Here is a 24589-nt window from a genome sequence, read left to right as displayed (position 1 = left end):
TAAACTGTAGCAGGAAGGAACAGCATGACAGATGTAACGATTAAAACGCTGGCCGCAGAGCGACAGACCTCCGTGGAACGCCTGGTACAGCAATTTGCTGATGCAGGTATCCGGAAGTCTGCTGACGACTCTGTGACTGCACAAGAGAAACAGACTTTAATTGACCACCTGAATCAGAAAAATTCAGGGCCGGACAAATTAACGCTGCAACGTAAAACACGTAGCACCCTTAACATTCCTGGTACCGGTGGAAAAAGCAAATCGGTACAAATCGAAGTCCGCAAGAAACGCACCTTTGTGAAACGCGATCCGCAAGAGGCTGAACGCCTTGCAGCGGAAGAGCAAGCGCAGCGTGAAGCGGAAGAGCAAGCCCGTCGTGAGGCAGAAGAATTGGCCAAACGCGAGGCGCAACAAAAAGCTGAACGTGAGGCCGCAGAACAAGCTAAACGTGAAGCCGCTGAACAAGCGAAACGTGAAGCTGCGGAAAAAGACAAAGTGAGCAATCAACAAGACGATATGACTAAAAACGCCCAGGCTGAAAAAGCCCGCCGTGAGCAGGAAGCTGCAGAGCTCAAGCGTAAAGCTGAAGAAGAAGCGCGTCGTAAACTCGAAGAAGAAGCACGTCGCGTTGCTGAAGAAGCACGTCGTATGGCGGAAGAAAACAAATGGACTGATAGCGCGGAACCGACCGAAGATTCCAGCGATTATCACGTTACAACCTCTCAACATGCTCGCCAGGCAGAAGACGAAAGCGATCGTGAAGTCGAAGGCGGTCGTGGCCGTGGTCGTAACGCGAAAGCAGCGCGTCCGAAAAAAGGCAACAAACACTCTGAATCTAAGGCCGATCGCGAAGAAGCGCGCGCAGCAGTACGTGGCGGTAAAGGCGGAAAACGTAAAGGTTCTTCACTGCAGCAGGGCTTCCAGAAGCCAGCTCAGGCCGTTAACCGTGACGTGGTGATCGGCGAAACCATCACCGTTGGCGAACTGGCGAACAAGATGGCGGTTAAAGGCTCTCAGGTTATCAAAGCGATGATGAAACTGGGTGCAATGGCAACCATCAACCAGGTCATCGACCAGGAAACCGCACAGTTGGTTGCCGAAGAGATGGGCCACAAAGTTATCCTGCGTCGTGAAAACGAACTGGAAGAAGCGGTAATGAGCGACCGTGATACTGGCGCTGCGGCTGAACCGCGCGCGCCGGTCGTGACCATTATGGGTCACGTTGACCACGGTAAAACCTCCCTGCTGGACTACATTCGTTCAACGAAAGTGGCCTCTGGCGAAGCAGGTGGCATTACCCAGCACATCGGTGCATACCACGTTGAAACTGAAAACGGCATGATCACCTTCCTGGACACCCCGGGGCACGCCGCGTTTACTTCAATGCGTGCACGTGGTGCGCAGGCAACGGATATCGTAGTTCTTGTTGTCGCTGCAGATGACGGCGTAATGCCGCAGACCATTGAAGCAATCCAGCACGCGAAAGCGGCGGGTGTGCCGGTTGTGGTTGCTGTGAACAAAATCGATAAGCCAGAAGCCGATCCAGATCGCGTTAAAAACGAACTGTCCCAGTACGGCATTCTGCCGGAAGAGTGGGGCGGTGAAAGCCAGTTCGTACACGTATCTGCAAAAGCGGGTACAGGTATCGACGAACTGCTGGATGCGATCCTGCTGCAGGCTGAAGTTCTGGAACTGAAAGCCGTGCGTAACGGGATGGCGAGCGGTGCGGTCATCGAATCCTTCCTCGATAAAGGTCGTGGTCCGGTTGCAACTGTGCTGGTACGTGAAGGTACTCTGCACAAGGGCGACATCGTTCTGTGTGGCTTCGAATACGGTCGTGTTCGTGCAATGCGTAACGAACTCGGTCAGGAAGTGCTGGAAGCAGGCCCGTCCATTCCGGTGGAAATCCTTGGCCTGTCCGGTGTTCCGGCTGCGGGTGACGAAGTTACCGTTGTTCGTGACGAGAAGAAAGCTCGTGAAGTTGCACTGTACCGTCAGGGCAAATTCCGTGAAGTTAAACTGGCGCGTCAGCAGAAATCTAAACTCGAGAACATGTTCGCCAACATGACCGAAGGCGAAGTTCACGAAGTGAATATCGTCCTGAAGGCAGACGTACAGGGTTCTGTGGAAGCGATTTCCGACTCCTTGCTGAAACTGTCTACTGACGAAGTTAAAGTGAAGATTATCGGTTCTGGTGTAGGTGGTATCACCGAAACCGACGCCACCCTGGCGGCTGCATCCAACGCCATCCTGGTTGGCTTTAACGTTCGTGCTGATGCCTCTGCACGTAAAGTGATTGAAGCGGAAAGCTTGGATCTGCGTTACTACTCCGTCATCTATAACCTGATCGATGAAGTTAAAGCGGCGATGAGCGGTATGCTGTCTCCGGAACTGAAACAGCAGATCATCGGTCTGGCAGAAGTGCGTGACGTGTTCAAATCACCGAAATTCGGCGCCATCGCAGGCTGTATGGTTACCGAAGGTGTGGTTAAACGTCACAACCCGATCCGCGTTCTGCGCGACAACGTGGTTATCTACGAAGGCGAGCTGGAGTCCCTGCGCCGCTTCAAAGATGACGTTAACGAAGTCCGTAACGGTATGGAATGTGGTATCGGCGTTAAGAACTACAACGACGTCCGCACTGGCGATGTGATCGAAGTATTCGAAATCATCGAGATCCAGCGTACGATTGCCTAAGGTTGATTGGGTGTAGGCCGGATAAGGCGTTTGCGTCACTTCCGGCAGCCGTTGCCTGATGTGACGCTGGCGCGTCTTATCAGGCCTACGTGAACAGCCCTTCCACCTGAAATTAATTTTAAAAAGGGGCTTATGGCCCCTTTTTTGTCAGGAGAATTTATTATGGCGAAAGAATTTGGTCGCCCGCAGCGCGTAGCGCAGGAAATGCAAAAAGAGATCGCTCTCATCCTGCAACGCGAAATTAAAGATCCTCGTCTGGGCATGATGACCACCGTTTCCGGTGTCGAAATGTCTCGTGACCTGGCGTATGCGAAAGTATATGTGACGTTCCTTAACGACAAAGATGAAGACGCGGTTAAAGCAGGCATCAAAGCGTTGCAGGAAGCCTCTGGTTTCATCCGCAGCCTGCTGGGCAAAGCGATGCGCCTGCGTATCGTGCCGGAACTGACCTTCTTCTACGACAACTCATTGGTTGAAGGGATGCGTATGTCAAACCTGGTGACCAGCGTGGTCAAACATGACGAAGAACGTCGTGTTAACCCGGACGACAGCAAGGAGGACTAATGAGTCGTCCTCGTCGTCGCGGTCGCGACATTAACGGCGTTTTGTTGCTGGATAAACCGCAGGGTATGTCCAGCAACGATGCGCTGCAAAAAGTGAAACGTATTTATAACGCCAACCGTGCCGGGCATACCGGAGCGCTGGATCCGCTGGCGACCGGCATGTTACCGATTTGCCTTGGGGAAGCGACGAAGTTTTCCCAGTATCTGCTGGACTCCGACAAACGTTATCGGGTGATTGCGCGTCTTGGGCAGCGTACCGATACTTCCGACGCTGACGGACAAATCGTTAAGGAGCGTCCGGTAACCTTTAGTGCAGAGCAACTGGCGGCAGCACTGGATACGTTCCGTGGCGATATCGAACAGATCCCTTCGATGTATTCGGCGCTGAAATATCAGGGCAAAAAACTGTATGAGTACGCGCGTCAGGGCATTGAAGTCCCACGCGAAGCGCGTCCGATTACCGTTTATGAACTGCTGTTTATTCGTCATGAAGGCAATGAGCTGGAACTGGAAATTCATTGCTCAAAAGGCACCTATATCCGCACCATCATTGACGACCTGGGTGAAAAACTCGGCTGTGGCGCGCATGTTATTTACCTGCGCCGTCTGGCAGTAAGTAAATATCCAGTCGAACGGATGGTGACTCTGGAACATCTGCGTGAACTGGTTGAGCAAGCTGAACAGCAAGAGATTCCGGCGGCACAATTGCTTGATCCATTATTGATGCCAATGGACAGTCCAGCTTCGGACTACCCGGTAGTGAATCTTCCGTTAACATCTTCTGTTTACTTCAAAAATGGTAACCCGGTTCGTACATCTGGTGCGCCGCTGGAAGGACTGGTTCGTGTTACAGAAGGTGAGAACGGCAAGTTTATCGGTATGGGCGAAATTGACGATGAAGGCCGTGTCGCGCCTCGTCGCCTGGTGGTTGAATACCCGGCGTAATGTTAACCGTCTTGCGATAACAGGTCGCTACGAGTAGAATACTGCCGCTTAACGTCGCGTAAATTGTTTAACACTTTGCGTAACGTACACTGGGATCGCTGAATTAGAGATCGGCGTCCTTTCATTCTATATACTTTGGAGTTTTAAAATGTCTCTAAGTACTGAAGCAACAGCTAAAATCGTTTCTGAGTTTGGTCGTGGTGAAAACGACACCGGTTCTACCGAAGTTCAGGTAGCACTGCTGACTGCACAGATCAACCACCTGCAGGGTCACTTTGCAGAGCACAAAAAAGATCACCACAGCCGTCGTGGTCTGCTGCGCATGGTTTCTCAGCGTCGTAAACTGCTCGACTACCTGAAACGTAAAGACGTAGCACGTTACACCCAGCTCATTGAGCGTCTGGGTCTGCGTCGCTAATTCTTGCGAGTTTCAGAAAAGGGGCCTGAGTGGCCCCTTTTTTCAAGCTAACGGCAGCAATTCACTGGAAACTAATGTATTGTTGCTATGAATGATCTTCCGTTGCAGAGGTTCGCGCGGCTAATGAGAGGCTTTACCCACATCAGGCTGGGTTAGGGTTGTCATTAGTCGCGAGGATGCGCAGAAGATCGGGTATTAACACCAGCGCCGTTAAGGTGCTGTCTAAGAAAGAGAAAGGATATTACATTGCTTAATCCGATCGTTCGTAAATTCCAGTACGGTCAACACACCGTAACTCTGGAAACTGGCATGATGGCGCGTCAAGCCACTGCCGCTGTTATGGTTAGCATGGATGACACTGCGGTATTCGTTACCGTTGTTGGTCAGAAAAAAGCCAAACCAGGTCAGGATTTCTTCCCACTGACCGTTAACTATCAGGAGCGTACCTACGCTGCTGGTCGTATCCCGGGTAGCTTCTTCCGTCGTGAAGGCCGCCCAAGCGAAGGCGAAACCCTGATCGCGCGTCTGATTGACCGTCCGATTCGCCCGCTGTTCCCGGAAGGCTTCGTCAACGAAGTTCAGGTTATCGCCACCGTGGTTTCTGTTAACCCGCAGGTTAACCCGGATATCGTCGCGATGATTGGTGCTTCTGCAGCACTGTCTCTGTCTGGTATTCCGTTCAATGGTCCGATTGGTGCTGCCCGTGTGGGTTACATCAATGATCAGTACGTATTGAACCCGACCCAGGACGAGCTGAAAGAGAGCAAACTGGATCTGGTTGTTGCGGGTACTGAAGCCGCTGTACTGATGGTTGAATCTGAAGCTGAACTGCTGAGCGAAGACCAGATGCTGGGCGCAGTGGTGTTCGGTCATGAACAACAGCAGGTTGTTATTCAGAACATCAATGAACTGGTGAAAGAAGCCGGTAAACCGCGTTGGGACTGGCAGCCGGAGCCGGTAAACGAAGAGCTGAACGCACGCGTTGCTGCACTGGCTGAAGCTCGTCTGAGCGATGCTTACCGCATCACCGACAAACAAGAGCGTTATGCGCAGGTTGACGTGATCAAATCTGAAACCATCGCGACGCTGCTTGCTGAAGACGAAACCCTGGACGAAAACGAACTGGGTGAAATTCTGCACGCTATCGAGAAAAATGTTGTTCGTAGCCGCGTACTGGCAGGCGAACCGCGTATCGACGGTCGTGAAAAAGATATGATCCGTGGTCTGGATGTCCGTACTGGCGTGCTGCCGCGTACTCACGGTTCTGCACTGTTCACCCGTGGTGAAACTCAGGCGCTGGTTACCGCAACGCTGGGTACTGCACGTGACGCGCAGGTTCTTGATGAACTGATGGGCGAGCGTACCGATACCTTCCTGTTCCACTACAACTTCCCTCCGTACTCCGTAGGCGAAACTGGCATGGTCGGTTCTCCGAAGCGTCGTGAAATTGGTCACGGTCGTCTGGCGAAGCGTGGCGTGCTGGCTGTAATGCCGGATATGGACAAATTCCCGTACACCGTACGTGTTGTGTCTGAAATCACCGAATCCAACGGTTCCTCTTCTATGGCTTCCGTGTGCGGCGCTTCTCTGGCGCTGATGGACGCAGGTGTGCCGATCAAAGCCGCCGTTGCGGGTATCGCAATGGGTCTGGTGAAAGAAGGCGACAACTACGTTGTACTGTCTGACATTCTGGGTGACGAAGACCATCTGGGCGATATGGACTTCAAAGTTGCGGGTTCCCGCGACGGTATCTCTGCATTGCAGATGGATATCAAAATTGAAGGTATCACCAAAGAGATCATGCAGGTTGCGCTGAACCAGGCTAAAGGTGCGCGTCTGCATATCCTGGGCGTAATGGAACAGGCGATCAACGCGCCACGTGGCGATATCTCTGAGTTCGCTCCGCGTATCCATACCATCAAGATCAACCCAGACAAGATCAAAGACGTTATCGGTAAAGGCGGTTCTGTTATCCGTGCCCTGACCGAAGAAACCGGCACAACCATCGAAATCGAAGATGACGGTACTGTGAAGATCGCAGCGACCGACGGCGAGAAAGCGAAACATGCTATTCGTCGTATCGAAGAGATCACTGCAGAAATCGAAGTGGGCCGCGTCTACAATGGTAAAGTGACCCGTATCGTTGACTTTGGCGCATTTGTTGCCATCGGTGGCGGTAAAGAAGGTCTGGTACACATCTCTCAGATCGCTGACAAACGCGTTGAGAAAGTGACCGATTACCTGCAGATGGGTCAGGAAGTGCCGGTGAAAGTTCTGGAAGTTGATCGCCAGGGCCGTATCCGTCTGAGCATTAAAGAAGCGACTGAGCAGTCTCAACCTGCTGCAGCACCGGAAGCTCCGGCTGCTGAACAGGGCGAGTAAGGTTGCCATTTGCCCTCCGCTGCGGCGGGGGGCTTTTAACCGGGCAGGACGCCTTGTTAGCAACCGGGAACAGGACGTTCATTCAACCGTGGTCTTCGGGAGTGGGAAATGAAGCCTTTTTTGCGCTGGTGTTTCGTTGCGACAGCACTTACGCTTGCAGGATGCAGTAATACTTCCTGGCGTAAAAGTGAAGTCCTCGCAGTGCCATTGCAACCGACTTTACAGCAGGAAGTGATTCTGGCACGTATGGAACAGATCCTTGCCAGTCGGGCTTTAACCGATGACGAGCGCGCACAGCTTTTATATGAGCGCGGAGTGTTGTATGATAGTCTTGGTCTGAGGGCATTAGCGCGTAACGATTTTTCGCAGGCGCTGGCAATCCGACCGGATATGCCTGAAGTATTCAATTACTTAGGCATATATTTAACGCAGGCAGGCAATTTTGATGCTGCCTATGAAGCGTTTGATTCTGTACTTGAGCTTGATCCAACTTACAACTACGCGCACTTGAATCGCGGGATCGCATTATATTACGGCGGTCGTGACAAGTTAGCGCAAGATGATCTGCTGGCGTTTTATCAAGACGATCCCAATGATCCTTTCCGTAGTCTGTGGCTTTATCTCGCCGAGCAGAAGCTCGATGAGAAGCAGGCTAAAGAAGTGTTGAAACAGCACTTCGAAAAATCGGACAAGGAGCAGTGGGGATGGAACATTGTCGAGTTCTACCTGGGCAACATTAGCGAACAAACGTTAATGGAAAGGCTCAAGGCGGACGCAACGGATAACACCTCGCTCGCTGAGCATCTCAGTGAAACCAACTTCTATTTAGGTAAGTACTACCTAAGTCTGGGGGATTTGGACAGCGCCACGGCACTGTTCAAACTGGCGGTTGCCAACAACGTTCATAACTTTGTTGAGCACCGATACGCATTGTTGGAATTATCGCTCCTGGGCCAGGACCAAGATGACCTGGCAGAATCGGACCAGCAATAGCTGACGTACACATCAGCCCGTAATCTTATTTGATTGCCATCACCTTAACGGGTGAGGGCGTTGTTGTTCGTTAATACACCTACTTTGAGCCGGTTCACACTTTTCAATGAAAATTGCTGATCAATTTCATGATGAGTTATGTAGACTGGCCGCCATTAATTTTGAGGCACACGTACTACATGGCTGAATTCGAAACCACTTTTGCAGATCTGGGCCTGAAGGCTCCTATCCTTGAAGCCCTTAACGATCTGGGTTACGAAAAACCATCTCCAATTCAGGCAGAGTGTATTCCACATCTGCTGAATGGCCGCGACGTTCTGGGTATGGCCCAGACGGGGAGCGGAAAAACTGCAGCATTCTCTTTACCTCTGTTGCAGAATCTTGATCCTGAGCTGAAAGCACCACAGATTCTGGTGCTGGCACCGACCCGCGAACTGGCGGTACAGGTTGCTGAAGCAATGACGGATTTCTCTAAACACATGCGCGGCGTAAACGTGGTTGCCCTTTACGGCGGCCAGCGTTATGACGTGCAATTACGCGCCCTGCGTCAGGGGCCGCAGATCGTTGTCGGTACTCCGGGCCGTCTGCTGGACCACCTGAAACGCGGCACTCTGGATCTCTCTAAACTGAGCGGTCTGGTTCTGGATGAAGCTGACGAAATGCTGCGCATGGGCTTCATTGAAGACGTTGAAACCATTATGGCGCAGATCCCGGAAGGTCATCAGACCGCTCTGTTCTCCGCCACTATGCCGGAAGCGATTCGTCGCATTACCCGCCGCTTTATGAAAGAGCCGCAGGAAGTGCGTATTCAGTCCAGCGTGACTACCCGTCCTGACATCAGCCAGAGCTACTGGACTGTCTGGGGTATGCGTAAAAACGAAGCACTGGTACGTTTCCTGGAAGCGGAAGATTTTGATGCGGCGATTATCTTCGTTCGTACCAAAAATGCGACTCTGGAAGTGGCTGAAGCCCTTGAGCGTAACGGCTACAACAGCGCCGCGCTGAACGGTGACATGAACCAGGCGCTGCGTGAGCAGACTCTGGAACGCCTGAAAGATGGTCGTCTGGATATCCTGATTGCGACCGACGTTGCGGCTCGTGGCCTGGACGTTGAGCGTATCAGCCTGGTGGTTAACTACGATATCCCGATGGATTCTGAGTCTTACGTTCACCGTATCGGTCGTACTGGTCGTGCGGGTCGTGCTGGCCGCGCGCTGCTGTTCGTTGAGAACCGCGAGCGTCGCCTGCTGCGCAACATTGAACGTACTATGAAGCTGACCATTCCAGAAGTAGAACTGCCGAACGCAGAACTGCTGGGCAAACGTCGTCTGGAAAAATTTGCCGCTAAAGTACAGCAGCAGCTGGAAAGCAGCGATCTGGATCAATACCGTGCACTGCTGAGCAAAATTCAGCCGACTGCAGAAGGTGAAGAACTGGATCTCGAAACTCTGGCAGCCGCACTGCTGAAAATGGCACAGGGTGAACGTACTCTGATTGTTCCGCCAGATGCGCCGATGCGTCCGAAACGTGAATTCCGTGACCGTGACGACCGTGGTCCGCGCGATCGTAACGACCGTGGCCCGCGTGGCGACCGTGAAGATCGTCCGCGTCGTGAACGTCGTGATGTTGGCGACATGCAGCTGTACCGCATTGAAGTGGGTCGTGATGATGGTGTTGAAGTTCGTCATATCGTTGGCGCAATTGCTAACGAAGGCGACATCAGCAGCCGTTACATCGGTAACATCAAGCTGTTTGCTTCTCACTCCACCATCGAACTGCCGAAAGGTATGCCGGGTGAAGTACTGCAACACTTTACGCGTACTCGCATTCTCAACAAACCGATGAACATGCAGTTGCTGGGCGATGCACAGCCGCATACTGGCGGAGAGCGTCGTGGCGGTGGTCGTGGTTTCAGTGGAGAACGTCGTGAAGGCGGTCGTAACTTCAGCGGTGAACGCCGTGAAGGTGGTCGTGGTGATGGTCGTCGTTTTAGCGGCGAACGTCGTGAAGGCCGCGCACCGCGTCGTGATGACTCTACCGGTCGTCGTCGTTTCGGTGGTGATGCGTAATCATCGCTGAACAGCGAAAACAATCTGTAAAATAATATATACAGCCCCGATTTTAACAATCGGGGCTTTTTTTCTGTCTTTTGTACTCGCGTACTGGTACAGTGCAGCACATAACAACGCAGTCGCACTATTTTTCACTGGAGAGAAGCCCTTATGGCAACACTAACCACCACCCAAACGTCACCGTCGCTGCTTGGCGGCGTGGTGATTATCGGCGGCACCATTATTGGCGCAGGAATGTTTTCTCTGCCTGTGGTCATGTCCGGTGCGTGGTTCTTCTGGTCAATGGCGGCGCTAATCTTCACCTGGTTTTGTATGCTGCATTCCGGTTTGATGATTCTGGAAGCTAACCTCAATTATCGAATCGGTTCGAGCTTTGACACCATCACCAAAGATTTGCTGGGCAAAGGCTGGAACGTGGTCAACGGCATTTCCATTGCCTTTGTGCTCTATATCCTGACTTACGCTTATATTTCTGCCAGTGGTTCGATTCTGCATCACACCTTCGCAGAGATGTCGCTAAATGTGCCTGCACGGGCGGCGGGATTTGGTTTTGCACTGTTGGTGGCGTTCGTGGTGTGGTTGAGCACTAAAGCTGTCAGCCGCATGACGGCGATTGTGCTGGGGGCGAAAGTCATTACGTTTTTCCTCACTTTCGGCAGCCTGCTGGGGCATGTACAGCCTGCGACATTGTTCAACGTCGCCGAAAGCAATGCGTCTTATGCACCGTATCTGTTGATGACCCTGCCGTTCTGCCTGGCGTCGTTTGGTTATCACGGTAACGTGCCGAGCCTGATGAAATATTACGGTAAAGATCCGAAAACCATCGTCAAATGCCTGGTGTACGGTACGCTGATGGCGCTGGCGCTGTATACCATCTGGTTGCTGGCGACGATGGGTAACATCCCACGTCCGGAGTTTATCGGCATCGCAGAGAAGGGCGGCAATATAGATGTGCTGGTACAGGCATTAAGTGGCGTGCTGAACAGCCGTAGCCTGGATCTTCTGCTGGTCGTGTTCTCAAACTTTGCGGTAGCGAGTTCGTTCCTTGGCGTAACGCTGGGTTTGTTTGACTATCTGGCAGATCTGTTTGGTTTCGACGACTCGGCTATGGGCCGTTTGAAAACAGCGTTGCTGACCTTTGCCCCGCCTGTTGTGGGTGGCCTGCTGTTTCCTAACGGATTCCTGTACGCCATTGGTTATGCTGGCTTAGCGGCTACCATCTGGGCGGCAATTGTTCCGGCGCTGTTGGCCCGCGCATCGCGTAAACGCTTTGGTAGCCCGAAATTCCGCGTCTGGGGCGGCAAGCCGATGATTATGCTGATTCTGGTATTTGGCGTTGGCAACGCACTGGTCCATATCTTATCGAGCTTTAATTTGCTGCCGGTGTATCAGTAATCAGCGGTGCCTTATCCGACATTTCTGCTGCCTACACAATGCCTGATGCGCTTCGCTTATCAGGCCTACGTAGGACAGCGTTGCCATCTCGGATAAGGCTTCCCGCGTTAAGACACACTATCCCAACAACTCTTCCTTAACATCCATCGCCAGTTCAAACGAATGCAGGCGTGCCTGGTGATCGAAAATCTGCCCGTTAACCATAATCTCATCGGCGTCGGTTTCGCGCAGGATCGACTGCAAGCCATGACGCACTTTCGCTTTATCACCCACCAGCGACATACTCAGCGCCTGCTGCACGCCATACTGCTCGGACGGTGACCAGAACTGATCCATATTTTGAATCGGCGGCGGTAGTTGCCCGGTTTCGCCACGGCGCAGCTTCACAAAGGCTTGCTGCATTGAGGTAAAGAGAAATTCAGCGTCGCGGTTGCTGTCGGCGGCGATAATATTGATGCACACCATCGCATACGGTTTTTCCAGCCGTGCCGACGGTTTGAAGTTGCTGCGATAAAGATGCAGCGCCTGGAACAACATATCCGGCGCGAAGTGTGAGGCAAACGCAAACGGCAGACCAAGCTGCGCCGCAAGTTGCGCGCTGTAAAGGCTGGAGCCTAACAACCACACGGGGATTTTCTCACCATAGCCCGGTACCGGGCGCACATGCGGATTGGGATCGCGGGCGTCAAACCAGTCCACCAGCTCCGCGACATCGCGGGGGAAATTATCAATATCGCCGCTCATATGACGACGTAGAGCCATCATGGTTCGCTGGTCACTACCCGGAGCACGGCCCAGCCCCAAATCGATTCGCCCCGGATAGAGCGTATTGAGCGTGCCGAACTGTTCGGCGATCACCAACGGTGAGTGGTTTGGTAACATCACGCCGCTGGACCCCAGATGCAGCGTAGTGGTATTCGCCGCCAGATAGCCAATCAATACTGATGTTGCAGCACTGGCAATACCGGTCATATTGTGGTGTTCAGCCAGCCAGTAGCGATGATAGCCGCGCTTTTCAGCCAGACGGGCGAGGTCGAGAGAGTGGGAGAACGCTTCTCGCGCTGAAGAACCTTCGGGAATAGGGGCCAGATCGAGTAGCGAAAACGGAATGGTTTTATCAGTCATAACAGCTCACTTTGTTACCGATTAATCTTTAATACTGCATTAAAGAGTAGTTAAAGTTGTTAACAAAGTGAGCTATTTACTTACGCTTGCAGCTCCAGCCCGGCCAGCCGCCGCCAGTAGCCGTTACAATCGCTGTTTGCCGTCAACGGCAGTGGAACAGCGCCATTTTCATTGGCGCGGAAGGCGTCGAGCATAGCGAAAGTGTCAGCACCCTGCGGCGACAGACGAACCACATCAACCAGCCCCTGCATGGATGCCAGCTCGTTACCGAGGTTGTAAACATAGCCGCTCATGGTCTGAATGCCGTTGAGCACAAACACTTGCTGATTCTCTTGCGACAGCACGTTGCGCCCGTTCGGATACTTAATGCAGCAGGTTTCGCACTCATCTTTCGGGCGGTCTTCCGAACGCGCGGTAAAGCAGCGGGCAGAGTACGCCAGAGGCAGATGACCGTAGCTCAGGACTTCCACTTCAAACTGGTTGCGAATGCCCAGCTCATCGCACTGATTGAGCAGATTCACCAGCCAGTCGCGGGAAAGCTCCACTGGCATACACCAGCGCATCATGCCCTGTTTGAGCAATATTTTCAGCGTCACCGCGTTGTAGCAGTTTAGCGCGTGCCCGGCGACGAACGGCAGTTTACGTTCAGCGCACATATTCACCACGCCGAGATCGCTGGCTTCAATCAGGAACTCACCATTCTCAACATAGCGTTTCAGTTCGCCCAGTTCGGAGGATGCCTGCACCAGCGCCAGCGTGGAGAGCACAATCTGTTTGCCACTCCCGGCGAGCGATTTTGCCATCTCCAGCCAGTCGCCAACTTTGGTTGCCCGACGCTTGCTGCACACGGCTTCACCGAGATAAATCACATCGGCGCTGCTGGTGGCGGCCTGCTGATAAAATTCTTCCAGCGTCTCTTTTGGCCAGTACCACAGCACTGGCCCTAAGGAATATTTCATTGCTTTTCTCACTGCCATTTACGGTGATACGCGCCAAGGGTGGTTTGCGTGCCTTCGGACATCGACCCGAGCGTCTCCATCCACGCGCTTTGCGGTACGAAGTTTTGTGGATCGGCTTTACAACGGTCGATAGCCTGACGCCAGACTTTCGCCACCTGGCTGACATACGCCGGGCTACGCTGGCGGCCTTCAATTTTCACCGAAGCAATATTTGCCGCCATTAACTCTGGCAGTAGTTCCAGGGTATTGAGGCTGGTTGGTTCTTCCAGCGCGTGATAGCGTTCGCCGTCCACCAGATAACGCCCTTTACACAGCGTTGGATAACCCGCGTTTTCGCCGTCCTGATAACGGTCGATCAGCACTTCGTTAAGACGGGATTCCAGCCCCTGCGGCGTTTGTTGCCAGCGCACGAAGCGAGCCGGAGAACACGCACCGACGGTGTTGGGCGATTCACCTGTCAGATACGACGACAGATAGCAACGGCCTTCCGACATAATGCACAGGCTGCCGAAAGCGAACACTTCCAGTGGTACAGGCGTGACCCGCGCCAGTTGTTTCACCTGATGAATCGACAACACGCGCGGCAGCACCACGCGTGCAACGTCAAAATGGCGATGATAAAAGTTAATCGCCTCTTCATTGGTCGCCGAAGCCTGCACCGATACGTGACGCTCAATATGTGGATAACGCTCGGCGGCGTACTCCAGCATGGCGAGGTCGGCGAGGATCAGCGCGTCGGCACCCAGCTGCGCCGCCATGTCCACGGCGCGCTGCCAGCGGGCATAGCCGTCCGGGTGCGCAAAGGTGTTAATTGCGATGTGAAGTTTGCGGCGATGTTGATGGACAAAACTCACCGCTTCCTGCAATTTTTTCTCGGTAAAGTTAAGGCCGGCGAAGTGGCGGGCATTGGTATCATCTTTTAGCCCGATATAAACAGCATCTGCGCCGTTTTCGATGGCCGCCTTAAGCGCCGGGAGATTTCCGGCAGGGCAGAGCAGCTCCATAATTTTTCCTGAAGGTTGCGCTATCAAAGCGCAAAAATGTTAACGAACTGGGATTTTAGTTAACCTTGCTGCGACAATTTTTGATTTAAGGCAGTTAAAGTTGTATTGGTGGTAGCAGCAATTTCATATGGAATTGTTGATTTATACCGCTATGTTATTTTCCTGATATGGCAAAATAGGACGATTGTTGAAACAGGGAGTAAAACTCGTGTTGGATAAACTGCGTTCCCGTATTGTGCATTTGGGGCCATCTCTGTTGAGTGTACCGGTAAAACTGACGCCATTTGCGCTAAAACGCCAGGTTCTTGAGCAGGTCTTAAGCTGGCAATTCCGTCAGGCGCTGGATGATGGCGAGCTGGAGTTTCTTGAAGGCCGCTGGTTAAGTATTCATGTGCGTGATATTGACCTGCAATGGTTTACCTCGGTGGTGAATGGCAAACTGGTGGTCAGCCAGAACGCGCAAGCTGATGTGAGTTTTAGTGCCGACGCCAGCGATCTGCTGATGATTGCGGCGCGTAAACAGGATCCGGATACGCTCTTCTTCCAGCGTCGACTGGTGATTGAAGGCGATACGGAGCTGGGGCTGTATGTGAAAAACCTGATGGACGCCATTGAACTGGAGCAAATGCCGAAAGCCTTACGCATGATGCTGCTGCAACTGGCGGATTTTGTTGAGGCGGGAATGAAAACCACGCCTGAAACCAAACAGACATCGGTAGGTGAACCATGCTAATTCGAGTAGAAATTCCCATTGATGCGCCGGGTATTGATGCCCTGCTGCGTCGTTCATTCGAAAGCGATGCGGAAGCGAAGCTGGTTCACGATCTGCGTGAAGATGGCTTTCTGACGCTGGGGCTGGTGGCGACAGATGACGAAGGTCAGGTCATTGGCTATGTGGCATTTAGTCCGGTTGATGTGCAGGGAGAAGATCTGCAATGGGTCGGCATGGCACCGTTGGCGGTTGATGAAAAATACCGTGGGCAGGGGCTGGCACGCCAACTGGTTTATGAAGGACTCGATTCGCTTAATGAGTTCGGCTATGCCGCAGTGGTGACGCTGGGCGATCCGGCGCTGTACAGTCGTTTCGGCTTTGAGCTGGCTGCACATCACGATCTGCGTTGCCGCTGGCCGGGCACTGAAAGCGCCTTCCAGGTACATCGTTTAGCGGATGACGCGCTGAATGGCGTAACTGGTCTGGTTGAATACCACGATCATTTCAATCGCTTTTAATCTCCGGGGTTTGCAGACTGCTTAACAGCTCTGCAAACCCTGCGCCTTCCGCTACCAGACGCTCTTTCTGCCGTTTGGTTAGTTGCTTAACGCGATATTCCGCCCGTAGCGCCAGCGAACGGTCGCCAACTGGTGCGGAAAACGCCAGCGTCAGTTCACCTTTCCCACGCAGTGCTTTCGCCCCTTTACCGCTCTGGTGTTGCTGATAGCGACGTTCGACATCCGTGGTAATCCCGGTATAAAGCTTATTATCGGCGGTACGAATCAAATAGAGATACCAGGGTGTCATCGTTTGTGTCACATGTTAAGGTCAGGCCAACAGTATAAAAGAGAACAGCAATGGAAACACTCACCGCCATCAGCCGTTGGCTGGCAAAACAACATGTTGTCACCTGGTGTGTGCAGCAGGAAGGGGAACTGTGGTGCGCCAATGCCTTTTATCTTTTTGATGCACAGAAAGTCGCCTTCTACATTTTGACGGAAGAAAAAACGCGTCACGCGCAGATGAGCGGATCGCAGGCGGCTGTTGCCGGAACGGTAAACGGTCAGCCGAAAACAGTAGCGTTAATTCGTGGCGTGCAATTTAAAGGTGAGATCCGCAAACTGGAAGGTGAGGAAAGCGACCTTGCGCGTCAGGCGTACAATCGCCGCTTTCCGGTTGCCAGAATGCTGTCGGCACCGGTTTGGGAAATCCGGCTCGATGAAATCAAATTCACCGACAACACGCTGGGCTTTGGTAAAAAAATAATTTGGTTACGTGACTCAGGCACCGAGCAGGCGTAACGCCTCGCGGTTAAACGCTGGCAGATCGTCCGGTGTGCGGCTGGTAACCAGCTGATCTTTATCAACCACCACTTCCTGATCGTAAAATTCCGCGCCCGCGTTTTTAACATCAATAATGATCGGTTTAACGGCGGTCAGTTTGCGCCCCCGAATCACATCGGCGCTGATCAGCAGTTGCGGGCCGTGGCAGATAGCGAAGACCGGTTTACCGCTATTCACAAAATCTCGCGTGAAGGTGACAAAACGATTATCACCACGCAGATAATCCGGTGAATGACCACCAGGAAGCAGCAGGGCATCAAACTCTGCTGGCGTCACTTCATCGATGGATTTATCGATAGTCACGCTGGCTTCCCCTTTTTTTCCTTTCACCGTTTTACCCGCTTGCTTTTCAATGGTGACAACTTCGTGTCCGGCTTTACGAAATGCATCTGCGGGTGAAGTAAATTCTGAATCCTCAAATTCATCAGTGATTAAAACTGCAATCTTTTTACTCATGCTTCCTCCGCGTTGTTGCATTGAATGAGGTGAATTTCCCACAATCGGGGATAATTACCACGTAGACTATTAAGCCTGGTGCATGTACCGGGGAGTGCAAGGCGGACAATTCTGTAAAGGAGCGAAGATGAGTCAGGTACTGATTACAGGCGCAACGGGGCTGGTGGGCGGTCACCTGCTGCGGATGTTGATTAACGAACCGAAAGTAAACGCCATTGCTGCGCCGACGAGACGCCCGTTGGGCGATATGCCAGGCGTGTTTAATCCCCATGATCCACAACTGACCGACGCGCTGGCGCAGGTCACCGATCCGATAGATATTGTGTTTTGTTGTCTTGGCACCACGCGGCGGGAGGCGGGTAGCAAAGAAGCGTTTATTCATGCCGATTACACGCTGGTCGTGGACACCGCGTTAACCGGACGGCGGCTGGGTGCACAGCATATGCTGGTGGTTAGTGCCATGGGCGCAAACGCGCATTCGCCCTTTTTCTATAACCGCGTCAAAGGGGAGATGGAAGAAGCGCTAATTGCCCAGAACTGGCCGAAACTGACCATTGCGCGTCCGTCGATGTTGCTGGGCGATCGTAGCAAACAGCGGATGAACGAAACGCTTTTTGCGCCGCTGTTTCGTTTGCTGCCTGGCAACTGGAAATCCATTGATGCACGGGATGTGGCGCGGGTCATGCTGGCAGAAGCCATGCGGCCTGAACATGAAGGGGTGACTATTTTAAGCTCTTCAGAACTACGCAAAAGAGCTGAATAATTATTCCCAAGGATTGATAGTGAGCGTAATATTCACGCGCTCAATTATCATAACTTATTCCTGGGGAATGCTATGACTGGTCAGTCTTCATCTCAGGCGGCAACGCCCATTCAGTGGTGGAAACCCGCGCTTTTCTTTCTCGTTGTCATTGCCGGACTTTGGTATGTGAAATGGCAACCCTACTACGGCAAAGCGTTTACCGCCGCCGAAACCCACAGTATCGGTAAATCAATACTCGCGCAGGCGGATGCCAATCCGTGGCAGGCAGCGTGGGATTACGCGATGATCTATTTCCTTGCGGTATGGAAAGCGGCGGTGCTGGGGGTGATGCTTGGGTCGTTGATTCAGGTGCTGATTCCACGTGACTGGTTGCTGCGTACGCTTGGGCAATCGCGCTTTCGCGGGACGCTGCTGGGAACGCTGTTTTCGCTACCAGGTATGATGTGTACCTGCTGTGCGGCACCGGTCGCGGCGGGGATGCGTCGCCAGCAGGTGTCGATGGGCGGTGCGCTGGCATTCTGGATGGGGAATCCGTTGTTAAACCCGGCGACGCTGGTGTTTATGGGGTTTGTTCTCGGCTGGGGCTTTGCGGCGATTCGTCTGGTGGCGGGGCTGGTGATGGTGCTGCTGATTGCGACGCTGGTGCAAAAATGGGTGCAGGAGACACCGCAAACGCAGGCACCGGTCGAAATTGACATGCCGGAAGCGCAGGGCGGATTTTTTAGCCGCTGGGGCAGGGCGCTGTGGACGCTGTTCTGGAGTACGATCCCGGTTTATATCCTTGCAGTACTGGCGTTGGGTGCCGCTCGCGTCTGGTTATTCCCCCATGCCGATGGCGCTGTTGATAACAGCCTGATGTGGGTAGTGGCGATGGCGGTAGCAGGATGCTTGTTTGTCATTCCCACGGCGGCAGAAATTCCGATTGTGCAAACGATGATGCTGGCAGGTATGGGAACCGCTCCGGCGCTGGCATTGTTGATGACGCTCCCGGCCGTGAGTTTGCCGTCACTGATTATGCTGCGTAAAGCGTTTCCGGCGAAAGCCTTATGGCTGACCGGGGCGATGGTGGCGGTGTCTGGTGTGATTGTCGGCGGGCTGGCGCTGTTGGCCTGAAACATGTCGGATGCGGCGTAAACGCCTTATCCGACCTACGGTTTGCGTCGTTGTAGGCCTGATAAGACGCGGCAAGCGTCGCATCAGGCAACGGCAGTCGGATGCGGCGTAAACGCTTTATCCGACCTACGGTTTGTGTCGTTGTAGGCCTGATAAGACGCGGCAAGCGTCGCATCAGGCAACGGCAGTCGGATGCGGCGTAAACGCCTTATCCGACCTACGGTTTGCGTCGTTGTAGGCCTGATAAGACGCGGCAAGCGTCGCATCAGGCATTACAATGCGTTGTTATTTAATAAACGTAAACGCCGTGGTCACCCGCTTCACGCCGCTTACCCGGCTGGCAATATCTGCCGCCGCTTTCGCTTCACGTTCAGTCACCAGCCCCATCAGGAACACTTCGCCGTTTTCGGTGGTCACTTTCACGTTAGACGATTTCACCAGGTCGCTGGTTAACAGTTGCGAACGCACTTTGGTGGTGATCCACGTATCGTTAGACGCTTCGCCCAGACCAATCGGCTGCCCCTGACGAATCTCGTTATACACTTCGTTGGCACCGTCTACGCCCATAGCAATCTGTTTGGCGCGAGCCGAAAGTTCAGCATTTGGAGACTGCCCAACCAGCAGCACTTTGCCCTGATAGGCCGTTACATTAATGCGTGCTTCTTTCTTAATCTGTTCGTCTTTTGACAATGCGCTGTTCACGCGCACTTCCAGAGTACCATCGTCCACCTGGGTGCCGACACTGCGGGGGTCGGTCGCCGCTTTAGTACCCACAGCGGCAGTACCTACTACGGCAGCGGCAACACAACCTTGCAACAGCAGCGCGGAAATAAGGACTGCGATTGGCGATAATGCCTTCATGTATTCTCCTTAATCATCCTGGTGAGGGAAAAGCGTGTTATCGATCAGATCGCACAGGCAATTTACCGTCAGCATATGCATTTCCTGAATGCGAGCACTACGATGCGAAGGAATGCGGATCTCCACGTCCTGTGGCCCTAACAAACCGGCAAGTTCGCCGCCGTCATAGCCGGTCAATGCCACAATGGTCATATCACGTGTCACGGCGGCTTCAACTGCTTTTACGATATCGCGGCTGTTGCCACGGGTAGAAATGGCTAATAACACATCTCCTGCATGTCCCAGTGCCCGCACCTGTTTTGCATACACTTCATCATGTAAGCGATCGTTGGCAATCGCCGTTAAGACAACATTATCAGTATTTAGTGCAATGGCAGGTAGGCTGGGTCGTTCCGTTTCGAAACGGTTGATCATGCTGGCAGCAAAATGCTGTGCATTGGCAGCGGAAGTTCCATTACCACAACAGAGGATTTTGTTGCCATTGAGCAGAGACTGAACCAGCGTCATGGCTGCACGGGAGATGGCATCCGGAAGCGCCTCTGCCGCTGCAATTTGAGTTTGAATGCTTTCAGTGAAGCAAGCTTTGATTCTTTCTTGCACGCTAATCCTTAAACCTTAATTATGAGTGGTCATTAAAGGCGTCCTTAATCCACTCAACCTCATTCCCGGTGAAGGCTACCACATCGAACCGGCAATCCACAGTATCAAAACTCCCATTATGACGCGCGAGCCACAAGCGGGCAGTCTGTAATAATTTGTGTTGTTTGCTGCGGGTCACACTGGCTGCCGCGCCGCCATAAAGTGCAGAACGGCGGTAACGCACCTCGACAAAAACGGTGGTCTGGCCTTCATGCATTATCAGATCAATCTCGCCGCCACGCTCGTTCACGTTAGCGGCGACGAAGCGCAGTCCTTTGCCTTCCAGCCAGCGACGCGCTTGTGCTTCCCACGCATCGCCGGTCTGTTTAGTGGTTAACTGGCGGGGACTACCTGACCTTGTTGGTACTGTAGCCATGATAACTTCCTGTTAATCACGCAATCCGGGTTAGCCGTCAGACTTCCGGTATTACCGTTGATTTCAAAACCCTGAACCTGGCGCATTTGCGAGAAATGATTCGCCAGTGACCAGGCATCGACGCCCATCGCATACATGCGCGCCAACGAATAATCATTATTTACCGCACTGAGCGCCTGCTGCATTAACGGCAGATTACCGCCTGCCAGCATCGGGATTTCGCTGTACTGCAAGCCTTCCATCTCCAGTCGGAAATCCGGGCCAGCAGAGCCTCCTGCGCTGCGGGAGCTGGCGTACAACGTTGCACCGCTGTGACTGCCGTTACGCATGGCGATCATCGGTTTGATGAAGGCGATTTCGGCTGGCGTTGCCACAATGTACACCGCATCGACACGACCGCCATTATCGATGAACTGGTCTCCGGTCGGCGTGGTTTGCAGGGTTGGATTGTTGGTCGTCATGCCGGAGTCGGTTGTCGCTCTGGGTGTAATCGGGCTACCTGTTAAAGCGATACCTGAACGGCCGTTAACACCCGCGTGTAATTCGCTGGTGGAACCAAATTTTTGTTGCAAAACGGTGCCGCCGCCGAGTTTCTGCCACTCTTGCGCAAACGCATTGGCTACGCGATCGCCCAATGAACTGCGTGGGATCAGTACCAGCGGTGCTTGTTTACCCTGGTCACGAATATGACGCGCTGCATCGCGCGCTTCATCTTCTGGCGATAGCGCGAAGTAACAGATATTGGCGCGGTTTTCGATATTTTCCGGCTGATTGAGTGCCAGCACGTTCAGCGGGGTGTTGCTCTTGAGCAACTCCTCAACGTTATTTTTTAGCAGTGGACCGACTACAATACTCGCGCCATCCTGCTGAACCTGGTTGAGGATCTGGCTAAGTGGTTGTGATGAGGTATCGTAGATTTTCAGTTCTGCGGATGGATTCGCCGGAGAGCTTACCGCTGCGGTGCTTGCCGGAGGGGCGCTTACAGGCACCGGCTGTGCGGCGGTTTCTTCACCTGTCAGATCGCTAACAGACGCTTGTGCCGGGCTGGCAACGCCGTCTACGGTTTGCGGCTGGGGGTGTTCTGCTACGTCAGCGGCAGGCGCGGCTGCTACCTGAGCCGCTACTGGCTGAGTGCCGATATTTTTCGCCGCTTCAAAGCCTTGCTGAATAGTGCGGCCAAACACTGCGGCCTGACCATTCAACGGCAACAGCAGGGCGATTTTGTTGGTTGACGCAGGTTTAAACGCTTTTACATTTACCAACTGCGTTGGCAGCATTTTCGCGCCCGGATTGTTCGGGTAACGTTTCTGCCAGTCGGCGATCCCGGCTTTCATCATGTCGGGGTCATTGCGGTTATCAAACCAGATGCGTTGCAGATCCAGCCAGCCTTGTAGGATGTTTTCGTCGGCGTTGATCACCAGCGTATTCGCCTGCTGCTGGGTCATGGCGGAGAGCGCCTGCCAGGTGGCATCGATATTCTGCTGTTTTTCTTGCGCACCGAGTAACGGTTCCTGAGCAATTAATGCGCGCAATAAATCAATGGAAGGACGTCCCTGACTGGCATCGATTTTTGCCTGCCAGTAACGCGCCTGCTGGTTCTGCTCTAAATCTGCCGGAGTAATTTTAGCCAGCAAGGTCTGCGCGCCAGCAAAATCTTTTTGTGTCAGCTTAATCTCTACCGCCAGCAGAGATTTTTCGCGACGCTGGATATCGTTCAGTTCTTGCGGCAGCTGGTTAAACAGTTCAACCGCCTGCCCGGTTTTACCTTCTTTCACCAGTGCACGAATGGCGAGTAATTGCCAGTTGATCCTGGTATCATCAGAGCTTTGCTGCATCTGCTGAAGATAAAAAGCAGAATCGGCCTGCGCCGTGCCCTGCATATAGGCAGTGGACTGATCGGGTGTATGGGTGCCACAACCGGCGAAAATCAGGGCTGCCAGAACAACAGGCAGACAACGCGCGGCTTTCAAACGAGAAAATGTTGAGGGTACCATAATGTATCCAGTGATATTTTTTTTACGCAATTCTCAATATTAAATCGGCAATACGGACGACACAATGAAACAACACCAATCGGCGGATAATTCTCAAGGTCAGCTCTACATTGTACCGACGCCAATCGGCAATCTGGCGGATATCACCCAGCGTGCGCTGGAGGTATTACAGGCCGTTGATCTGATTGCCGCCGAGGATACGCGTCATACCGGTTTGCTGCTGCAACATTTTGGGATAAACGCCCGACTGTTCGCCCTGCACGACCATAACGAACAACAGAAAGCCGAAACGCTGCTGGCGAAGCTGCAAGAGGGACAAAACATTGCGCTGGTTTCTGATGCCGGAACGCCGCTGATTAACGACCCTGGCTACCATCTGGTGCGTACCTGCCGTGAAGCGGGGATTCGCGTGGTGCCGCTACCGGGACCGTGTGCTGCTATCACTGCATTAAGCGCCGCTGGTTTACCATCCGATCGCTTTTGTTATGAAGGCTTTCTGCCCGCCAAATCGAAAGGTCGCCGTGATGCGCTAAAAGCGATTGAAGCGGAACCGCGCACGCTGATTTTTTATGAATCGACCCACCGTCTGTTAGATAGCCTGGAAGATATCGTCGCGGTGCTGGGGGAGTCCCGCTACGTGGTGCTGGCGCGAGAACTGACCAAAACCTGGGAAACCATTCACGGCGCGCCCGTTGGCGAGTTGTTGGCGTGGGTAAAAGAAGATGAAAACCGTCGCAAAGGTGAGATGGTACTGATTGTCGAAGGACATAAAGCGCAGGAAGAAGACTTACCCGCCGATGCACTACGCACGCTGGCGCTGCTACAGGCAGAACTGCCGCTGAAAAAAGCGGCGGCGCTGGCAGCAGAAATTCACGGCGTGAAGAAAAACGCGCTGTATAAGTATGCGCTGGAGCAGCAAGGGGAGTGATTACAGGCATTGCAGCAGGAATAGAGCTGCGATGCCTGTACTTGGTGAGTTAACGGCGACACATCTCATCAATTACGCATGTGAAGTGGTTATGCAGCCATAAAAACGAAGCCGGGATCGTGGTGGAGACTTTAGCCGTGAGAAAACGTTCTGTCGCATCCTGCTTTCCTTCGCCAGTCACCAGTAACAAAACTTCGCGGGCATTGAGAATATCCTTCAAGCCTAAGGTGATCCCGCGAGTCACGGGACGACCAGCGGTTTTTAACATCTCATGTTGCTGGGTTTTCGCGTCAAGTTGGCTGATATGGCAGGCCGGTTGCAGGCTTTCTCCCGGTTCGTTCAGCCCAAGATGACCGTTTTTCCCTAGTCCGAGAACGCACAAATCGAGACCGCCTTTGCGCGCAATCAGATTCGTTACCCGCTCGCACTCTGTCTCGTTTATCTCTTCGGAGCGAAAGCTGATGAGCTGGTCTTCACGTAACCCCAGCGGCTGCACGATATGCTGCTGAAGGAAAGTTTCGCAGGTGCCGGGCACGGTTAATGGCAGATCCACCCATTCGTCGAGCTTCACGAAGGTCAGTTGGCTGACATCAACGTGCTGCTGGTGGATTTTTTCTACCAGATAATGATACGTCAGTAATGGCGTCGCTCCGGTCGCCAGGCAAATCACGGCATTTGGTTTGCTACGGATCACGTCCAATAAATATTCGCTGGCGCGTTCACTTAACACCGTATAGTTTTCAACTTGCTGTAAGGTTTGCATGAGGAGAAATTCCTTGTGTAGAGAGGCACCACCAGGTGTGATACGGAGACCGATGACAAACGCCAAATTGCCTGATGCGCTACGCTTA

At 53.1% G+C, this 24589-nt stretch carries 25 protein-coding genes; 15 read left to right on the top strand and 10 right to left on the bottom strand.

The genetic code is table 11. From position 1 onward, the window contains the following. Positions 1-24: 24 nt before the first annotated feature. The 9 genes from infB to mtr all read left to right on the top strand — a co-directional run bounded on the left by infB (position 25) and on the right by mtr (position 11465). A complete protein-coding gene (gene infB, locus A7Z29_RS08050) occupies positions 25-2697 on the top strand; it encodes a translation initiation factor IF-2 (RefSeq protein WP_000133059.1) in 2673 nt (890 codons plus the stop codon). A 162-nt stretch (positions 2698-2859) separates the two neighbouring features. Further along, the gene (gene rbfA, locus A7Z29_RS08045) at positions 2860-3261 is read left to right on the top strand and encodes a 30S ribosome-binding factor RbfA (protein ID WP_001040205.1); all 402 of its coding nucleotides are present in this window, start codon (positions 2860-2862) and stop codon (positions 3259-3261) included. Next, the gene (truB, locus tag A7Z29_RS08040; protein ID WP_105290073.1) at positions 3261-4205 is read left to right on the top strand and encodes a tRNA pseudouridine(55) synthase TruB; all 945 of its coding nucleotides are present in this window, start codon (positions 3261-3263) and stop codon (positions 4203-4205) included. The genes rbfA and truB overlap by 1 nt, the downstream gene beginning before the upstream one ends. A 148-nt stretch (positions 4206-4353) precedes the next feature. Continuing rightward, positions 4354-4623, top strand: a complete 270-nt coding sequence (gene rpsO, locus A7Z29_RS08035) for a 30S ribosomal protein S15 (RefSeq protein ID WP_000059470.1) — start codon at positions 4354-4356, stop codon at positions 4621-4623. Between the two features lie 246 nt (positions 4624-4869). Next, complete coding sequence (gene pnp / locus A7Z29_RS08030; protein WP_000933927.1) at positions 4870-7005, top strand: polyribonucleotide nucleotidyltransferase; 2136 nt, start codon at positions 4870-4872, stop codon at positions 7003-7005. A 108-nt stretch (positions 7006-7113) separates the two neighbouring features. Continuing rightward, positions 7114-7998: a lipoprotein NlpI gene (gene nlpI, locus A7Z29_RS08025; RefSeq protein WP_000802080.1), complete on the top strand. Its 885-nt coding sequence runs from the start codon at positions 7114-7116 to the stop codon at positions 7996-7998. Between the two features lie 106 nt (positions 7999-8104). Continuing rightward, positions 8105-8185 (top strand): protein YrbN, encoded by an 81-nt coding sequence (gene yrbN / locus A7Z29_RS08020; RefSeq protein ID WP_010723222.1) that lies wholly within the window; start codon positions 8105-8107, stop codon positions 8183-8185. Then, a complete protein-coding gene (gene deaD, locus A7Z29_RS08015; RefSeq protein WP_001301504.1) occupies positions 8178-10067 on the top strand; it encodes an ATP-dependent RNA helicase DeaD in 1890 nt (629 codons plus the stop codon). Before yrbN ends, deaD begins: the two co-directional genes overlap by 8 nt. A 153-nt stretch (positions 10068-10220) precedes the next feature. After that, positions 10221-11465, top strand: a complete 1245-nt coding sequence (gene mtr / locus A7Z29_RS08010; protein ID WP_000224346.1) for a tryptophan permease — start codon at positions 10221-10223, stop codon at positions 11463-11465. A 117-nt stretch (positions 11466-11582) separates the two neighbouring features. Here mtr and A7Z29_RS08005 read toward each other — a convergent pair whose 3' ends face one another. From A7Z29_RS08005 to ubiU, 3 genes are all read right to left on the bottom strand, one after another. After that, positions 11583-12590, bottom strand: coding sequence for a luciferase-like monooxygenase (locus A7Z29_RS08005; RefSeq protein ID WP_105290072.1), 1008 nt, complete (start codon positions 12588-12590; stop codon positions 11583-11585). 80 nt (positions 12591-12670) lie between these two features. Next, the gene (locus tag A7Z29_RS08000; RefSeq protein WP_105290110.1) at positions 12671-13549 is read right to left on the bottom strand and encodes a U32 family peptidase; all 879 of its coding nucleotides are present in this window, start codon (positions 13547-13549) and stop codon (positions 12671-12673) included. Between the two features lie 8 nt (positions 13550-13557). After that, positions 13558-14553, bottom strand: coding sequence for a ubiquinone anaerobic biosynthesis protein UbiU (gene ubiU / locus A7Z29_RS07995; RefSeq protein WP_000421305.1), 996 nt, complete (start codon positions 14551-14553; stop codon positions 13558-13560). A gap of 208 nt (positions 14554-14761) precedes the next feature. Here ubiU and ubiT point away from each other — a divergent pair, with 208 nt between their 5' ends. Continuing rightward, positions 14762-15286 (top strand): ubiquinone anaerobic biosynthesis accessory factor UbiT, encoded by a 525-nt coding sequence (gene ubiT, locus A7Z29_RS07990; protein WP_001517154.1) that lies wholly within the window; start codon positions 14762-14764, stop codon positions 15284-15286. Then, positions 15280-15783, top strand: coding sequence for a GNAT family N-acetyltransferase (locus A7Z29_RS07985; RefSeq protein WP_000908553.1), 504 nt, complete (start codon positions 15280-15282; stop codon positions 15781-15783). Before ubiT ends, A7Z29_RS07985 begins: the two co-directional genes overlap by 7 nt. Here the strand turns inward: A7Z29_RS07985 and yhbQ are convergent. After that, positions 15770-16072 (bottom strand): DNA damage response exodeoxyribonuclease YhbQ, encoded by a 303-nt coding sequence (gene yhbQ / locus A7Z29_RS07980; RefSeq protein ID WP_000189371.1) that lies wholly within the window; start codon positions 16070-16072, stop codon positions 15770-15772. The genes A7Z29_RS07985 and yhbQ overlap by 14 nt on opposite strands. 50 nt (positions 16073-16122) lie before the next feature. On the opposite strand from yhbQ, the gene A7Z29_RS07975 reads away from it, so the two are divergent. Beyond that, positions 16123-16566, top strand: a complete 444-nt coding sequence (locus tag A7Z29_RS07975; RefSeq protein WP_000449460.1) for a YhbP family protein — start codon at positions 16123-16125, stop codon at positions 16564-16566. Here A7Z29_RS07975 and yhbO read toward each other — a convergent pair. Beyond that, positions 16546-17064 carry a protein/nucleic acid deglycase gene (yhbO, locus tag A7Z29_RS07970; protein WP_000037602.1) on the bottom strand — a complete coding sequence of 173 codons (519 nt, stop codon included), beginning with the start codon at positions 17062-17064 and terminating at the stop codon, positions 16546-16548. The genes A7Z29_RS07975 and yhbO overlap by 21 nt on opposite strands. Before the next feature lie 127 nt (positions 17065-17191). On the opposite strand from yhbO, the gene A7Z29_RS07965 reads away from it, so the two are divergent. Next, positions 17192-17827, top strand: coding sequence for an NAD(P)H-binding protein (locus A7Z29_RS07965; protein WP_000084526.1), 636 nt, complete (start codon positions 17192-17194; stop codon positions 17825-17827). Between the two features lie 72 nt (positions 17828-17899). Next, positions 17900-18940, top strand: coding sequence for a permease (locus tag A7Z29_RS07960; protein ID WP_105280844.1), 1041 nt, complete (start codon positions 17900-17902; stop codon positions 18938-18940). 285 nt (positions 18941-19225) lie between these two features. Here A7Z29_RS07960 and dolP read toward each other — a convergent pair whose 3' ends face one another. The 4 genes from dolP to lpoA are packed head-to-tail and all read right to left on the bottom strand — an operon-like array spanning position 19226 to position 22810. Beyond that, positions 19226-19801, bottom strand: coding sequence for a division/outer membrane stress-associated lipid-binding lipoprotein (gene dolP / locus A7Z29_RS07955; RefSeq protein WP_000646033.1), 576 nt, complete (start codon positions 19799-19801; stop codon positions 19226-19228). A 9-nt stretch (positions 19802-19810) separates the two neighbouring features. After that, complete coding sequence (gene diaA / locus A7Z29_RS07950) at positions 19811-20401, bottom strand: DnaA initiator-associating protein DiaA (protein WP_001158034.1); 591 nt, start codon at positions 20399-20401, stop codon at positions 19811-19813. 19 nt (positions 20402-20420) lie between these two features. Beyond that, a complete protein-coding gene (locus tag A7Z29_RS07945; RefSeq protein WP_000246839.1) occupies positions 20421-20816 on the bottom strand; it encodes a YraN family protein in 396 nt (131 codons plus the stop codon). Continuing rightward, positions 20774-22810, bottom strand: coding sequence for a penicillin-binding protein activator LpoA (lpoA, locus tag A7Z29_RS07940; protein WP_105290071.1), 2037 nt, complete (start codon positions 22808-22810; stop codon positions 20774-20776). Before lpoA ends, A7Z29_RS07945 begins: the two co-directional genes overlap by 43 nt. A 64-nt stretch (positions 22811-22874) precedes the next feature. Here lpoA and rsmI point away from each other — a divergent pair, with 64 nt between their 5' ends. Next, on the top strand, positions 22875-23738 hold the full coding sequence (gene rsmI / locus A7Z29_RS07935) for a 16S rRNA (cytidine(1402)-2'-O)-methyltransferase (protein ID WP_000809263.1): 864 nt from the start codon (positions 22875-22877) through the stop codon (positions 23736-23738). Between the two features lie 49 nt (positions 23739-23787). Here the strand turns inward: rsmI and A7Z29_RS07930 are convergent, their stop codons facing one another. Next, complete coding sequence (locus A7Z29_RS07930; RefSeq protein WP_001194195.1) at positions 23788-24501, bottom strand: galactosamine-6-phosphate isomerase; 714 nt, start codon at positions 24499-24501, stop codon at positions 23788-23790. Between the last annotated feature and the right edge of the window lie 88 nt (positions 24502-24589).

It is taken from the genome of Escherichia sp. MOD1-EC6842 (assembly GCF_002965705.1).
GTDB classification, from domain to species: domain Bacteria; phylum Pseudomonadota; class Gammaproteobacteria; order Enterobacterales; family Enterobacteriaceae; genus Escherichia; species Escherichia ruysiae.
Note: the sequence above shows the minus strand (reverse complement) of the source record. Positions and strands in the feature narration are given on the sequence as shown.